The 14585-nt window shown below is 70.8% G+C and carries 12 protein-coding genes; 5 read left to right on the top strand and 7 right to left on the bottom strand.

All coding sequences use genetic code 11. The features are described from left to right. Positions 1–29: 29 nt before the first annotated feature. The gene (locus CG740_RS04205; RefSeq protein ID WP_100573476.1) at positions 30–1670 is read right to left on the bottom strand and encodes a sulfite oxidase; all 1641 of its coding nucleotides are present in this window, start codon (positions 1668–1670) and stop codon (positions 30–32) included. A 162-nt stretch (positions 1671–1832) separates the two neighbouring features. Between CG740_RS04205 and CG740_RS04200 the strand changes: the two genes are divergently transcribed. Then, positions 1833–2474, top strand: a complete 642-nt coding sequence (locus CG740_RS04200) for a carbonic anhydrase (RefSeq protein ID WP_100573475.1) — start codon at positions 1833–1835, stop codon at positions 2472–2474. 116 nt (positions 2475–2590) lie between these two features. Here CG740_RS04200 and CG740_RS04195 read toward each other — a convergent pair whose 3' ends face one another. From CG740_RS04195 to CG740_RS04175, 5 genes are read right to left on the bottom strand one after another with little or no spacing between them, the layout of a single operon-like run. Then, positions 2591–3418 (bottom strand): DUF1295 domain-containing protein, encoded by an 828-nt coding sequence (locus CG740_RS04195; protein ID WP_100573474.1) that lies wholly within the window; start codon positions 3416–3418, stop codon positions 2591–2593. Beyond that, the gene (locus CG740_RS04190; protein WP_100573473.1) at positions 3415–4713 is read right to left on the bottom strand and encodes an SAM-dependent methyltransferase; all 1299 of its coding nucleotides are present in this window, start codon (positions 4711–4713) and stop codon (positions 3415–3417) included. Before CG740_RS04190 ends, CG740_RS04195 begins: the two co-directional genes overlap by 4 nt. Next, on the bottom strand, positions 4710–5987 hold the full coding sequence (locus CG740_RS04185) for a class I SAM-dependent methyltransferase (protein ID WP_199846317.1): 1278 nt from the start codon (positions 5985–5987) through the stop codon (positions 4710–4712). The genes CG740_RS04190 and CG740_RS04185 overlap by 4 nt, the downstream gene beginning before the upstream one ends. After that, positions 5984–6757, bottom strand: a complete 774-nt coding sequence (locus tag CG740_RS04180; protein WP_234376035.1) for a DUF1365 domain-containing protein — start codon at positions 6755–6757, stop codon at positions 5984–5986. Before CG740_RS04180 ends, CG740_RS04185 begins: the two co-directional genes overlap by 4 nt. Beyond that, positions 6754–8013, bottom strand: a complete 1260-nt coding sequence (locus CG740_RS04175) for an NAD(P)/FAD-dependent oxidoreductase (RefSeq protein ID WP_100573472.1) — start codon at positions 8011–8013, stop codon at positions 6754–6756. The genes CG740_RS04180 and CG740_RS04175 overlap by 4 nt, the downstream gene beginning before the upstream one ends. Before the next feature lie 444 nt (positions 8014–8457). On the opposite strand from CG740_RS04175, the gene gyrB reads away from it, so the two are divergent. Then, a complete protein-coding gene (gyrB, locus tag CG740_RS04170) occupies positions 8458–10515 on the top strand; it encodes a DNA topoisomerase (ATP-hydrolyzing) subunit B (RefSeq protein WP_442802797.1) in 2058 nt (685 codons plus the stop codon). Positions 10516–10571: 56 nt separating this feature from the next. Here the strand turns inward: gyrB and CG740_RS04165 are convergent, their stop codons facing one another. Then, positions 10572–11006, bottom strand: a complete 435-nt coding sequence (locus CG740_RS04165; protein ID WP_100573471.1) for a hypothetical protein — start codon at positions 11004–11006, stop codon at positions 10572–10574. Between the two features lie 293 nt (positions 11007–11299). Here CG740_RS04165 and CG740_RS04160 point away from each other — a divergent pair, with 293 nt between their 5' ends. From CG740_RS04160 to CG740_RS04150, 3 genes are all read left to right on the top strand, one after another. Next, positions 11300–12823, top strand: a complete 1524-nt coding sequence (locus tag CG740_RS04160) for a catalase (RefSeq protein ID WP_100573470.1) — start codon at positions 11300–11302, stop codon at positions 12821–12823. Positions 12824–12974: 151 nt separating this feature from the next. Then, positions 12975–13802, top strand: coding sequence for a DUF1206 domain-containing protein (locus CG740_RS04155; RefSeq protein WP_234376034.1), 828 nt, complete (start codon positions 12975–12977; stop codon positions 13800–13802). Between the two features lie 92 nt (positions 13803–13894). Beyond that, positions 13895–14578: a hypothetical protein gene (locus tag CG740_RS04150; RefSeq protein WP_100573469.1), complete on the top strand. Its 684-nt coding sequence runs from the start codon at positions 13895–13897 to the stop codon at positions 14576–14578. Positions 14579–14585 lie beyond the last annotated feature (7 nt).

Genomic DNA, 14585 nt, shown 5'->3' with positions numbered 1-14585 from the left:
GCACTGTCGGGCTTGGCGGGGGTGTGTGGTCAGTCCACGGTGACCACCACCGAGTGCCAGCCGCTCGCACCGTCCGGAATGGTCTGGGTGCGCTGCTCGGTCTGTACCTGACCGGTGCGGTCGGTGGCGCGGACCGTCAGCGTGTGGGTGCCGGAGGTGGCCCTCCAGGGCAGGGACCACTGGCGCCAGGTGTCGCTGGAGTCCTCGGCCGCGAGGTCCGCAGGCATCCAGGACCCTTCGTCGACCCGCACCTCGACCCGGTCGATCCCCCGGTGCTGCGCCCAGGCAGCGCCGGCGATCATCACCGTGCCGGGCTTCGGACGCGCGAACGGCTTCGGGGTGTCGATGCGCGACTCGGTCTTGATGGGCGCCTTCCGGGACCAGGAACGCTTGACCCAGTACGAGTCGTAGGCGTCGAACGTGGTCAGCTCAAGGTCCTGGAGCCATTTGCACGCCGAGACGTAGCCGTACAGGCCCGGCACGACCATGCGCACTGGGAAGCCGTGCACGAACGGAAGCGGTTCGCCGTTCATGCCGAGGGCGAGCATGGCGTCCCGGCCGTCCATGACGTCCTCGACGGGACTGCCGATCGTCATGCCGTCCACCGAGCGCGCCACGAGCTGGTCGGCCGGGCCGCCCCGCGACGGCGGGCGGACCCCCGCCTCCTTGAGGAGCTCGGCCAGCGGTACCCCGATCCAGCGCGCGTTGCCCACGTACGGGCCACCGACCTCGTTGGAGACGCACGTCAGCGTGATGTCCCGCTCGATGAGTCGGCGGTTCAGGAGGTCCTGGTAGGTGAGTGTCAGCGGACGGCCGACACCCTTCCCGTGGATCTTCATCCGCCAGGAGGTGGCGTCGACCTTCGGGATCACCAGCGCGGTGTCGACGCGGTAGAAGTCCGCGTTGGGGGTGACGAACGGGCTGATGCCGGGCGTGTGCAGGATCGCTCCGGACGGGATCGGCCGGGCCGGGGAGGCCGGCTTCGGCAGCGTCAGCTTGGCGCGCGAGGCGACCGCCCCCTGACCGCGGGAGTCGTTCAGCGACCTGCCGAGGAGGCCGGCCCCGGACGAGACCACGGCCGCGGCACCGGCCGCGATCACGAACCCCCGCCGGTCCCAGCCCGGGGAGCCGTCCCTCTCCTCGTCCTCCTCGCCAACGGCGCCTTCCCCGCCGACGGGACCCTCAACGCCCTTGCCCACAGCGCCGGTTGAGCTTCCACGGCGGGCGGTCAGTCGCCCGACCAGGAGGTACAGCAGACCCGCGCCCGCCACCGCGCCGACCACCGAAGGCAGTGCGTCGGCCGCGCTGGTCGAGTCGGGCCGGCCCGTCGCGGCCAGTGCCCCGACGACGCCGAACAACAGCACCCCGGCCGCCCCGGCACGGCGGAAGCGCAGTGCCAGCACGCCGAGTACGAGTGCCAGCAGGGCGAGCACGGCGAGGATGCCCAGTTGCAGGACGAGCTTGTCGTTGGTGCCGAAGTGCCGGATCGCCCAGTCCTTGAGGGCCGGCGGAGTGCGGTCGATGGACGCACCGCCCACCGCGATCACCGGGCCGGACTCGGGCCGCACCGCCGCCGACACCAGTTCCGCGACGGCCAGAGCGGCGAACCCGGCGAGAAGTCCGGACAGGGCTGCGAGCGGAAGGCGAATCCCTCTGCTCAGAATTTTCATCACGGCTCCTATTCGGAGCGGATCGGCAGCCGGATTGGCCACTCACCCTTACGAGTTGCTCCCGCCTGTTCCCGGCACCCCGTCGGGCAGGGCCGCTCCGGGCCCGCGATTGCCAAGGCCTGCCATGAATTGCCTGGCAGGCGGCGTTGTACCCTGCCGCCCATGACCACACCGCAGACCCCCACACCCCGTGCCGCCCTGGAGACGCTGCTGAGCGGCAATCAGCGATTCGTCACAGGGTCGCCGGATCACCCGAACCAGGACGCCGCCCGTCGCACCGAGGTGGTGCCCGGCCAGAATCCGTTCGCGGTGCTGTTCGGGTGCTCCGATTCCCGGCTGGCCGCCGAGATCATCTTCGACCGCGGACTCGGCGACCTCTTCGTGGTGCGCACCGCCGGTCACGTGGTGGGCCCGGAGGTGTTGGGGAGCATCGAGTACGGAGTGAGTGTGCTCGGCTGCCCGCTGGTCGTGGTCCTCGGCCATGACGCGTGCGGCGCGGTGGCGGCGGCCCGCTCCGCCGTGCGGAGCGGCACGACCTCGGCCGGTTATGTCCAGGACGTCATCGAGCGGGTCACCCCGAGCGTGCTCGCCTCGCAGGCCGCGGGCCACACCGAGGACGAGGACTTCATCGCCGAGCACATAAGGCACAGCGTCAGCCTGCTGCTCGACCGCTCGCGTGTTCTCGCGGACGCGGTCGAGGCGGGCACCACGGCGGTGGTGGGCCTGTCCTACCGCCTGGTCGACGGCACGGCCCGCCTGGTCATCGCGCGTGGCGTCGAGGTGCCGGAGGGTGTTCTGTCCTGACATGCCGCGGCCCCTGACCGTCCGCGGTCAGGGGCGGGGCACGTTCAGGGACACGGGGCACGTTCAGGGACGGGGCATGTTCACGGACGGGCGGCGCGTTCAGAGGCTGGGCGCGTTCACGGGCGGGGCGCCTGCGACCCTGGCCGGCGGCGCGGCGGCAGCGGAACGAAGCCGCTGGTGCGGGCCGCGTAGGCGGCGTAACCGGGGCGGTCCTTCATGTGCTCCTCCAGGAGCCGCTGCCCACTGCCCCGGGTGAGCAGGTACGACATCACGAGCGGCGACAGGACGGACACCGCGGCCGCCTGCCAGGTGCCGCAGGCCAGGGCGAACAGGCCCCACCAGACGAGGAAGTCGCCGAAGTAGTTCGGGTGGCGGGTCCACGACCACAGGCCGCGGTCCATGATCCGGCCGTGCTGTGCGGGGTCTGCCTTGAACCTGGCCAGCTGGTAGTCGCCCACGCTCTCGAAGACCAGGCCGGCCGCCCACAGCACACCGCCGGCCACCGCGGTGAGCACCAGCGGCCCGTGCGTGTACTGGGCGGCCTGGACGGGCAGCGAGATCAGCCAGATGAGGGCGCCCTGCAAGAGGTAGATCATGCGCAGGGCGTAGGCATTGCGGCTGCCCGGGGCCTTGGAGAGCATGCGGTCGTAGCGGGGGTCCTCGCCGTGCCCACGGCCGCGCCAGGCGATGTGGGCGGCCAGGCGCACCCCCCAGATGACGGTCGCCGCGGTCACCAGGAGCCGCCGCGCGTCGTCGCCGTGGCCGGCCGAGGCCGCGTAGCCGACCAGAGCCACCGCTGCGAAACCGAGGCCCCAGGCGATGTCGACGATCCGGTGGTGCCCCTTGACCACGGCGACGGCGAAGGTGATGAGCACGACGGCGAGTGCCGTGACGGCCGTCAGGGCCAGGTTGCCGGCGAAGGCGTGCCACGGGAAACCGTTCACGGTGTCTCCTCGGGCCGGTACCAGTCGTACAGGGTCGCGGGCATGCTCGCCGTATCGTCCGTGCCGGGGCGGACGGCGAGGATCTGGTCGACGCCCATGCGGCGCTCGGCGAACGCGAGACCGCCCCCCGCCAGATACAGCCGCCAGACCCGGGCCGTCTCCTGCCCGCCAAGGGCCACGAACTCCGCCCAGCGCGCCTCCAGGGTGGCGTACCAGGCGGCGATGGTACGGACGTAGTGCTCGCGCAACGACTCCACGGCCCACACGTCGAGCCCGGCGTTCTCCAGCAGCGAGACGGTGTCTCCCAGCGGCCGCATGTGCATGTCGGGGGCGATGTAGGACTCGATGAACGCGCCGCCGCCGGGGGCGGTTCCGGTGCGCGACATCTGCTGGATCAGCAGTCGGCCGCCGGGGCGCAGCAGCGCGTGCAGGCGCGCGGCGAAGGCGGGATACTGCGCCGCGCCGACATGTTCGCCCATCTCGATGGCACAGACGGCGTCGTAGTCGGCCCCCGCGATGTCCCGGTAGTGCCGCAGGTGCACCTTCACCAGGTCGTCGAGGCCCCGCTCCCGGACTCGGGCGGCGACGAAGTCCCGCTGTTCCCGGGACAGGGTGACCGCGGTGACGCGGGCACCGAAGTGCTGGGCGGCGTACAGGGACAGGCTCCCCCAGCCGCAGCCCACGTCCAGGAGGCGGGCGCCGGGGGTCAGGGCCAGCTTGCGGCAGATCAGTTCCAGCTTGTCGCGCTGGGCCTCGGCCAGTCCGTAGTGCGGGTCGTCGGGGCGGGTCCAGTAGGCGCAGGAGTACGCCATGGAGTCGTCCATGAGCAGCGCGTACCACTCGTTGGACAGGTCGTAGTGGTGGCTGATCGCCGCACGGTCCCGGTCGGTGGAGTGCGGTCGGCCGCGCAGGCGGGCCTGGCGGGCGCCGGGGGCGGGCGGGCGCGGGCCGACGGCGCCGCACCGGAGTGCGGCGAGGGCGGCGGTCAGGTGCCGGTGCGGCAGCTGACGGCCGGGGCCGGGGCCGGGCCCGCGCTCGCGGACCGCGCGCCACACGGCGCCGAGTCCGGCGGTGAGGTCGCCCTCGATGTCGAGGTCGCCCGCGATGTAGGCCTGGGCCAGGCCCAGTTCACCGGGCTGCCAGAGCAGACGGCGCAGGGCGCGTGGTGAGCGCAGCACCACCGTCGGCGCCTCGGCGGGCCCGGCTTCGCTGCCGTCCCAGGCCCGCAGCCGTAGCGGCATGGCTCCCAGGTATCCCTCGACGGCCTCGGCCAGGCGCGGCGCGAGCGGCTTCATCGGGCACCCGCCTTCGTGAGCACCAGCTGGTGGACGTCCAGGTAGCGGGCCCGGAAACCGGCCTCGGAGTAGGCGAGGTAGAACTCCCACATCCTGGTGAAGGTGGCGTCGAAGCCGAGCGCGGCGACCTGTTCGCCCTGCTCCGCGAACCGCTCGCGCCACAGCCGCAGGGTCTCGGCGTAGTGCGGTCCGTACGCGTCGTCGTACACCGTCGCGAGGCCCGCCGCTCGGGCTGCCTGGTCCATGGCTTCGACGGAGGGGATCAGGCCGCCGGGGAAGATGTACTTGTGGATCCAGGTATGGGTGTCACGGGTGGCCAGCATGCGCTCGTGGGGCATGGTGATGGCTTGCAGCACGATCCGCCCGCCCGGGGCCAGCCGGCCGGACAGGGTGTCGAAGTAGACGGGCCAGTACTCCTCGCCGACGGCTTCGATCATCTCGACGCTGACGATGGCGTCGAAGTCTCCCGTCACCTGCCGGTAGTCGCACAGCTCGACACTGACGCGGTCCGCATGGCCGGCCGCTTCGATGCGCTGGATCGCATAGGCGCGCTGCTCTTGGGAGAGGGTCACGGTTTTCACCTGGGCGCCCCGGGCGGCCGCCCGCAGGGCGAGCTCTCCCCAGCCGGTGCCCACCTCCAACAGCCTTGTGCCTTCGGTGACTTGGGCCAGGTCGAGCAGGCGGTCGATCTTGCGGTGCTGTGCGTCGGCCAGCTTCGGCCACTGGGCCGGGAAGCCGCGGAAGACGGCCGCGGAGTAGGTCATGGTCTCGTCGAGGAACAGGGCGAACAGATCGTTGGACAGGTCGTAGTGCCGGCTGATGTTGGCCCGCGCCCCGTGCAGGGTGTTGCGCTGCGGGGCCGGGTGGCGCCGCGCCCAGAGCCCGCGCAGGCTCTGCAACGGACGCGGCACGAGCGAGGCGACGTTGGCGGCAAGCACCGTGAGGACACCGACCAGGTCGTCGGTGTCCCACTCCCCCGCCATGTACGACTCGCCGAACCCGATCAGCCCGTCCGTGCCGAGGCGGCGGAAGAAGGCCTGCGGGTCGTGGACCGTGACGAGCGGGCCCTGGTCGCCGGTGTGCGGGGCGGCGCCCAGCTCCACCCGCAACGGCAGCCGGCCGAGCGCCCGCCGCACGATCCGCTCGGCCACCCGTGCGCGCACCGGCGAGCTGCGGGGCACCCTGGCCACGTCGGGCCACCGGGACGCGTCCACGCGCACCCGCGGTGCGGCGGTGGTGCTCCGGTCGTCGGGGTACGAGACAGCGGCCTTCACTTCATGCCCTCCTGGAGACAGTGGCGGGGTCGGGGTTGGACGGGCAGCCTGCGCAGGAACAGCCGCAGGCCGTGTCGGCGGATGCCGATCGAGACGGCAGCCGTCGACCACGGGTGCCGCAGCGCGGCGGCCAGCAGCCGCCCGGGCGTGGCCCTGGTGCGTACGCCGCGCACGGTCGCGGTGAACGGACGCTCGCCGCCGCGTCGCAGTTGCACGCTCAGTTCAAGCCTCGCGGCCGGTTCGGGCAGCCGCATCCGGTAGGAGCCGTCGACGGGGAAGAACGGCGAGACGTAGAACTCCTTGGCCACCGAAGCGGCGCCCCGCTCGTCGGTGCGCAGCAGATAGCAGTGGCGTTCGCCGTACGTGTTGTGGACCTCGGCCACTACGGTCCTGAGGTCGCCGTCCGGGCCGTAACACCAGTACAGCGTGAGGGGGTTGAACACATGCCCCAGCACGCGTGCGTGCCCGAGCATGAGGACGCGGCCACCGTCCAGGTGCGTGCCGTGCGCGGCCAGGAAGCGGTCGAGGCCGGCGCGCAGCGAGGGTTCCGTGCCGGCGAAGTGGTCGCGGGGGTCGAAACGGGCCAGCGGGCGCAGCGGGCGCGGCAGCACGGGCAGCTCGTCCAGGTCGACCAGCCACATGTAGGTGCGGTGTCGGAAGGAGTGCCGCAGCGGGACGGTCCGCGCGTGGGAGACGACGCATTCGTAGAGCGCGGGCGCCACCGGGGTGCGTGCCCGGTCCACCGTCGGATCCAGGGTCGGTGCGGTCACCAGGGCACCCCCAGCGCGGCGGCGGCCCGGACCCCGGACCGGCAGCCGTCCTCGTGGAAGCCCCAGCCGTGGTAGGCGCCCGCGTAGACGGTCACGGATGTGTTCAGCCGCGGCAGGTGGCTCTGCGCGGCCACCGACTCCCTTGTGTAGACGGGGTGTTCGTACGTCATGCGGCGCAGCACCTGGCCGGCGTCGATGCGGCCCTCCGCGTTGAGACTGACGATGTAGGGCCGCGGTCCCTCAAGGTGCTGCAACCGGCTCATGTCATAGCTGACCTGCACCTTGTCCGCCGTTGTTCGGCAGGAAGGCATCCGGTAGTTCCAGGAGGCCCTGGCCCGGCGGGCCGTGGGCAGCACAGTGGTGTCGGTGTGCAGCACGGTGTGGTTGCGCGAGTACCGGAACGCACCCAGTACACGGGACTCGTCCGGGGTGGCGTCGGCCAGGAGCCGGAGCGCCTGGTCGGGGTGGACGGCGATGACCACGGCGTCGTAGGCGTGCTCCCCGTCGTCGGTGACCACCCGGGCCCGGCCCGGCTCCCGTCGCACCTCCCGCACCTCGGTCGCGGTGTGGACGGCGGTCAGCTGCTTGACGACCCTGCTGACGTACTCGACCGAACCACCGGTCACCGTCCGCCACTTGGGCGCGCCACGAACCGACAGCATCCCGTGGTTCTCAAGGAACCGGAAGAGATACGTGGCCGGGTAGCCCATGGCGATCTCGGGGCCGCACGACCACACCGCGGACACCAGCGGGGTCACGAAGTGGTGGACGAAGTAGGGCGTAAAGCCGCCCTCGGCCAGGAACTCCCCGAGGGTCAGCTCGCCCTCCCGGTCCGCGGCGAGTGCGGCGCGCGCGGCCCGGTGGAAAGCCGGCACCTGGGCGAGCATCCGCAGATAGCGACCCCGTACGACACTGCTCGGCCGGGCGAAGAGGCCTGCGGGCCCGCGAGCCCCGGCGTACTGGAGTCCGCAGCCGTCGCACCGCACGGACATGCTCATCTCCGAGTCCTGGGTGGACACCCCGAGTTCCCGGAACAGCCGCAGCAGCAGGGGGTAGGTGCGTTCGTTGTGGACGATGAACCCGCTGTCGACCCGCACCATCCTCCCCGGGCCCTGGGGCAGCTCGTGTGTGTGGGCATGCCCGCCCACCCTGTCGTCCGCCTCGTACAGCGTCACGTCACAGGCCCGTTGCAGCACATGGGCCGCGGTCAGACCGGCCACCCCACTGCCCACCACGGCTATCTGTCGCCGCTCCATCTCCGCGCGCCTCCTCGTACCGACCACGACGGCAGGGCCGACCGTCCGGCCCCCGTCTGTCAGTGATTCGGTCCCGCGGGCCCTGCGGATTGGTCGCCGTTGGCAGACGGTGTGTGACGCTGGAATTACCCTTCTGAGCCCGTCCCCCAGATGCCCCCAGAAGGCTGCATGCGGCCACTGAGGCCGAGAAGGCCGGTTCCACGTGGAGGGGTTAACCGGGATGGGCGTCAGGGCCTCCAGTGGCCACACAGGGGCCTTGGTGCCCCATCTCCGGTTCGCTCGACCGGTAAAGTGAACATCACCTTCGGGCGTCCGGAACGCTCGAAGTCACAGCCCTGAGGGCGTACTTGCGCCTGCCCGGGCTTCTCCAATCCGTCAGTGACCCACCGCTGCCGTGCGCATGCGCGGCAACGTGGTTCGTCGTGCCCGAAAGGGAGCCTCGCCTTGACCGACTCCGGAGTTCCGACCACCACCGCTACCGCCGGCGCCGCCACCGCCATGTCGGCCGGGGGCGGGGCGTCCCCCGGTTCCTACGACGCGAACGCGATCACCGTTCTGGAGGGTCTTGACGCCGTCCGCAAGCGGCCGGGCATGTACATCGGCTCGACCGGTGAGCGGGGTCTGCACCACATGGTGCAGGAGATCGTGGACAACTCCGTCGACGAGGCGATGGCCGGGGTCGCCGACCGGATCGACGTGACGATCCTGGCCGACGGCGGAGTGCGGGTCGTGGACAACGGCCGTGGCATTCCCGTCGGCATCCACCCCGGAACGGGCCGCCCGGCCATCGAGCTCGTCCTGACCGTGCTGCACGCGGGCGGCAAGTTCGGCGGCGGCGGGTACGCCGTCTCCGGGGGGCTCCACGGCGTGGGCCTGTCGGTGGTCAACGCGCTCTCGTCACGGCTGACGGCCGAGGTGCGTGCGGACGGCCACCGGTGGACCCAGTCCTATACGCAGGGGGTGCCCACCGGGCCGCTGGTCCGGCACGAGGAGACCTCGCGCACGGGTACGTCCATCACGTTCTGGGCCGACCCCGACGTCTTCGACACCACCGACTACGCCTTCGAGACGCTGTCCCGGCGCTTCCAGGAGATGGCTTTCCTCAACAAGGGCCTGACACTGACGCTGGCCGACGAACGGACGGCGGCGCGGGAGACGGCCGGCGCGGGCGAGGCCGGATCGCACCTCCCACGGGAGCAGGCCGCCAGGAGCGTCGCCTACCGGTACGACGGCGGCATCGTCGACTTCGTGCGCCACCTCAACGCCCGCAAGCGCGAGCCCGTGCATCCGACCGTCATCGGCATCGCGGCAGCGGACACCGGGCGCCTGCTGTCCGTCGAGGTCGCGATGCAGTGGAACACCCAGTACACGGAGAGCGTGTACTCCTATGCCAACGCCATCCACACCCATGAGGGCGGTACCCACGAGGAGGGCTTCCGCACCGCCCTGACCACCCTCGTCAACCGCTATGCCCGCGAACGGCGCCTGCTGCGCGAGAAGGACGGCAACCTCACCGGCGAGGACATCCGCGAGGGCCTGACGGCGATCGTCTCCGTCAAGCTGGGCGAGCCGCAGTTCGAGGGCCAGACCAAGACCAAGCTCGGCAACACCGAGGCGAAGACGTTCGTGCAGCGGGTGGTGCACGAGCACCTGTCGGACTGGTTCGACCGCCACCCGAACGAAGCCGCCGACATCGTGCGCAAGGCGGTCGCGTCCGCCACCGCGCGCGTCGCCGCACGCAAGGCGCGGGATCTGACCCGCCGCAAGGGTCTCCTCGAATCGGCCGCGATGCCCGGCAAGCTGTCGGACTGCCAGTCCAACGACCCGGCGAAGTGCGAGATCTTCATCGTCGAGGGCGACTCCGCAGGCGGCAGCGCGAAGTCCGGGCGCGACCCCGAATTCCAGGCGATCCTGCCGATCCGGGGCAAGATCCTGAATGTCGAGAAGGCCCGGCTCGACAAGATCCTTCAGAACACCGAGATCCAGGCGCTGATCGCGGGCTTCGGGACCGGGGTCCACGAGGACTTCGACATCGAGAAGCTCCGCTATCACAAGATCATCCTGATGGCGGACGCCGACGTCGACGGCCAGCACATCAGCACCCTGCTCCTCACCTTCCTCTTCCGCTTCATGCGGCCCCTGATCGAAGGCGGTTACGTCTATCTGTCGCGTCCCCCGCTCTACAAGATCAAGTGGGCTCGGGACGACATCGAGTACGCGTACTCGGACCGCGAGCGCGACGCACTGGTGGCGGCGGGTCGCGAGGCCGGGAAGCGGGTCCGGGAGGACTCGATCCAGCGCTTCAAGGGCTTGGGCGAGATGAACGCCGAGGAGCTGCGCGTCACCACGATGGACATCGAGCACCGGGTCCTCGGCCAGGTCACGCTCGACGACGCCGCGCTGGCCGACGACCTGTTCTCGGTGCTGATGGGCGAGGACGTCGAAGCGCGGCGCTCCTTCATCCAGCGCAACGCGCGGGATGTCCGCTTCCTCGACATCTGACGTCAAATCCGCTGGCAGTGGCGGGTGTTGAGGCGATTTGGCACCGGCCGGGGTGGTCAGGCGTCGCCGAGCCACGCGTTGATCCGGCGCTCCCAGGCCCGGTCGTCGGTGGTCTCCATGAACTCCTTGCGGTCGATGAGGAGGTAGATCTCCCCCACGGCCGTCCTGGTCTCCAGGATCAGGGGCTTGCCCGCGTTGAGCAGGCCGCCGATGAAGCGCCCGTACAGCTCGGTGAAGCGGGTCCGCGCCGAGGCGATGTCGGCGCCGGCCAGCACCAGGTCGCCGGCGTCGTTCCAGCCACCGAGCACGAGGCGGTCCTCGTGCAGGGCGATGGAGCCGCGGCGCCGGAACAGCGCCTTCTGCGAGACACCGGCGGCGATCTTGTCGGCGCCGGTCTTGCGGCGCAGCTCGTCGGCGGTGGCTCCGATGTAGGTGGCCCGGGCGACGGGCCGGACGGACGTGGGGTCGTGGGGGCTCTCCTGAAGGTCCATGGCCTCATCCTCGGCGGGCCGCGCCCCTCGATGGATCGACCTTTGGTCTGGCGGCCCGCGACTTTGGTATCCACTGCCCGGCCGGCCCCGGCCAGGTACGCCGTTCGGGGTCTTTCCCGGAACCGGCCGGAGTCCCCCGGAGCCGATCCCCGTCGGCATTCTGATCCACCTGACTGGTATGCGCGGGTTTGCCGACCCCCGGAGACGGCTACACGCGTACTGCCGCGGTTTCCATTTCGTGATCACGGCCTGAGTACGTTGCATCGCGCACCGCAATGACGGAGGGCAGACCGATGACAGACACGCCACGCCAGCCGACCACCGCCGATTCCGGCGCCCCGGTGGAGAGCGACGAACATTCCCTCACCGTCGGCCCGGGCGGACCGATCCTGCTCCAGGACTCGTACCTGATCGAGCAGATGGCACAGTTCAACCGGGAGCGGATCCCCGAGCGCCAGCCCCACGCCAAGGGAAGCGGTGCCTTCGGCCACTTCGAGGTCACCAACGACGTCAGCGGCTACACCAAGGCCGCGCTGTTCCAGCCCGGCACCAGGACCGACCTCGTCGCCCGGTTCTCGACCGTCGCGGGCGAGCGCGGCAGCCCGGACACCTGGCGGGACCCCCGCGGCTTCGCGCTGAAGTTCTACACCAGCGAGGGCAACTACGACATGGTGGGCAACAACACCCCCGTGTTCTTCGTCAAGGATCCGATGAAGTTCCAGCACTTCATCCGGTCCCAGAAGCGCCGCGCGGACAACAACCTGCGCGACCACGACATGCAGTGGGACTTCTGGACGCTCTCGCCGGAGTCGGCCCACCAGGTCACCTGGCTGATGGGTGACCGCGGTATCCCGCGCACCTGGCGCCACATGAACGGCTACACCTCGCACACCTACATGTGGATCAATGCCCAGGGTGAGCGCTTCTGGGTGAAGTACCACTTCAAGACCGACCAGGGCATCGAGTTCTTCACCCAGGACGAGGCCGACCAAATGGCCTCCGCCGACACGGACTACCACACCCGGGACCTCTTCGAGCACATCCGGGACGGCGAGTACCCGAGCTGGACCCTGCATGTGCAGGTGATGCCGTACGAGGACGCGCCGAACTACCGGTTCAACCCGTTCGACCTGACCAAGGTCTGGCCGCACGGCGACTATCCGCTGATCGAGGTCGGCCGGATGACCCTGGACCGCAACCCGACCGACAACCACGCCGAGATCGAGCAGGCGGCGTTCCAGCCGAACAACCTGGTCCCCGGCATCGGCCCGAGCCCGGACCGGATGCTGCTCGGCCGGCTCTTCTCGTACGCGGACGCGCACCGCCACCGCATCGGCGGCAACTACCAGCAGCTGCCCGTCAATGCGCCGATCGCCCCGGTCAACACGTACTCGAAGGACGGGGCGATGGCGTATCGCAAGACCTCCGACCCCGTGTACGCCCCGAACTCGAAGGGCGGACCGGCCGCCGACACCGAGCGGTACGGCAGCCCGCCGAGCTGGACGGCCGACGGGGAGATCACGCGCGCGGCCTATGTGGACCACGCCGAGGACGACGACTGGGGCCAGGCGGGCACGATGGTGCGCGAGGTCCTCGACGACGCGGCCCGCGACCGGCTCGTGGACAACGTCGTGGGCCATCTCCTCAACGGAGTCACCGAGCCGGTCCTTCGGCGTGCCTTCGAGTACTGGTCCAACATCGACAAGTCGATCGGTGAGCGGATCGAGCGAGGGGTGCGCGCCAAGGCCGGCGAGAAGGACCCCAAGGCCGAGCAGCAGGGCAACCCGGCCCGCCGGGACATGCAGTCGAAGGCCTGACCACCGGGGGTGATCGCCCCACACCTGCCGCCGGGCCGGTTCCTCGCACCTGAAGCGAGGGACCGGCCCGGCGCATGGGGTGGACGCCTTCGGGGCACCCGGCGACCAGGGACGCGTGCCGCGTCCGGCGTCAGGAAAGGTGGGGGGAAGCGTGGCATCGTCACACATACAGAGGAACCGCGGCGGCCTTGGCCGCAAGCACCTCACACAGCAGGAGACGGTCAGCGCCGCGGGCCGTGCGGGGTTCATCGCCCGCGGTGTCGTGTACGTCCTCATCGGCGTGCTCGCGATCCGGATCGCGTTCGGAGCCGGTGGCGGCGAGGCGGACCGTGAAGGGGCGCTCGCCGAGGTGGCCGGCAAGCCCTTCGGTGTCGCGGTGCTGTGGGCGCTGGCGGTGGGATTCGGCTGCATGGCCGTGTGGCGCGGGATCGTGGCGGTGCGAGGACGCGGTCGCGACGGCAAGGCCACCGCGCGCGTCATGAACGCCGGGCGGGCCGTGTTCTACGCGTCCGTGTGCTGGGGTACGGCCTCCTTCGCCGTCGGCGACCGGGGAAGCGGTGGCGACGCGAAGTCCCGCGACTGGACCCGCACCGCGCTCCAACTCCCTTACGGACAGCAGCTGGTGGGTGCCGGGGGCTGTGTGCTCATCGGCGTCGGCGTGGGGATCGCGGTACGCGCCGCGATGCGCCGCTTCCTGCGCCGTCTCGACCTCTCGAACACGCCCACCGGCACCCGTCAGGTCGTCACCGGACTGGGTGTGGGCGGTGGGGTGGCACGCGGGATGGTGGGGGCCGCGGCCGGGATCTTCGTGCTGGTGGCCGCCGTCCGCTTCGACCCCCAGCAGGCCAAGGGCGTGGATGCCACGCTGCGCAGCTTCGCCGCCACCCCCGCCGGTCCCTGGCTGTTGGTCGCGGTCGCGGTCGGGCTGATGCTCTTCGGCGCCTTCTCCTTCGCATCGGCGCGCTGGCGCCGCATGTGAAGTGTGGGTGAGACCCGGACACCCGCACCCATCGGTACGGATTTGTCCCGGGACGGGCGATACGCGGAGCGACTCGCGCTCGTTCACCGGGCATGAAACGAGCTCCCTCCGCGCGTCTGGCCACAGCGGCCACAGCGGTCCTGATCGCCGCCCCCGCACTCGGCACGGGCGGCTTCCCCGCCACGGCCGCCCCGCACCGGACGGTCGCGCACTCCTCGCCGGACATGCCGGCCGTAGGTGCCGAGATCCCGTCGAACATGACGGGCGCCAACAGCGTCATCGAGCTGAACGACGAAGTCATCAAGGTCAATCTCGCGGGCGGCATCAAGCAGCGGACGGAAGTCGACCCGCAGCGGAGCCCGGCCAGGAGCGTGCTGCTCCGCACCACCGACTTCCATCTGGAAGGAACGTCGCCGGACCGGGAGTTCAAGGTCACCATCGCGCTCAAGGACGCCGACACACACGCCCGGAGCAATCTGCGGCTGATGTCGGCCACGCCGCCGCGCTTCGCCGAGCACGACGTCATCGTCGTGACCGTCACCGTCGAGCGGCGCGACGAGCCGACCCTCACCCTCGAATCCCGCACCCCGCTCAGCCTGTCGTGCTCCGGGATGACCCAGTTCCCGCCCGTCGACAACCGGTACGAGCTGGACCGCCAGGTAGAACTGTTCGCCCCCGGCAGCACCGCGCCCGCCGGTCACATCAGGGCGCTGCCCACCGTGCGCGGCGGCAGTGTGATCACTCCGCAGTCCGCGCCGGCACTGCCCGCGTTCTGATGCCCCG

This window comes from Streptomyces sp. CB01201 (assembly GCF_002803085.1).
In the GTDB taxonomy this organism is placed as follows: Bacteria; Actinomycetota; Actinomycetes; order Streptomycetales; family Streptomycetaceae; genus Streptomyces; species Streptomyces hundungensis.
This window is presented reverse-complemented; position numbering and strand designations above follow the sequence as displayed.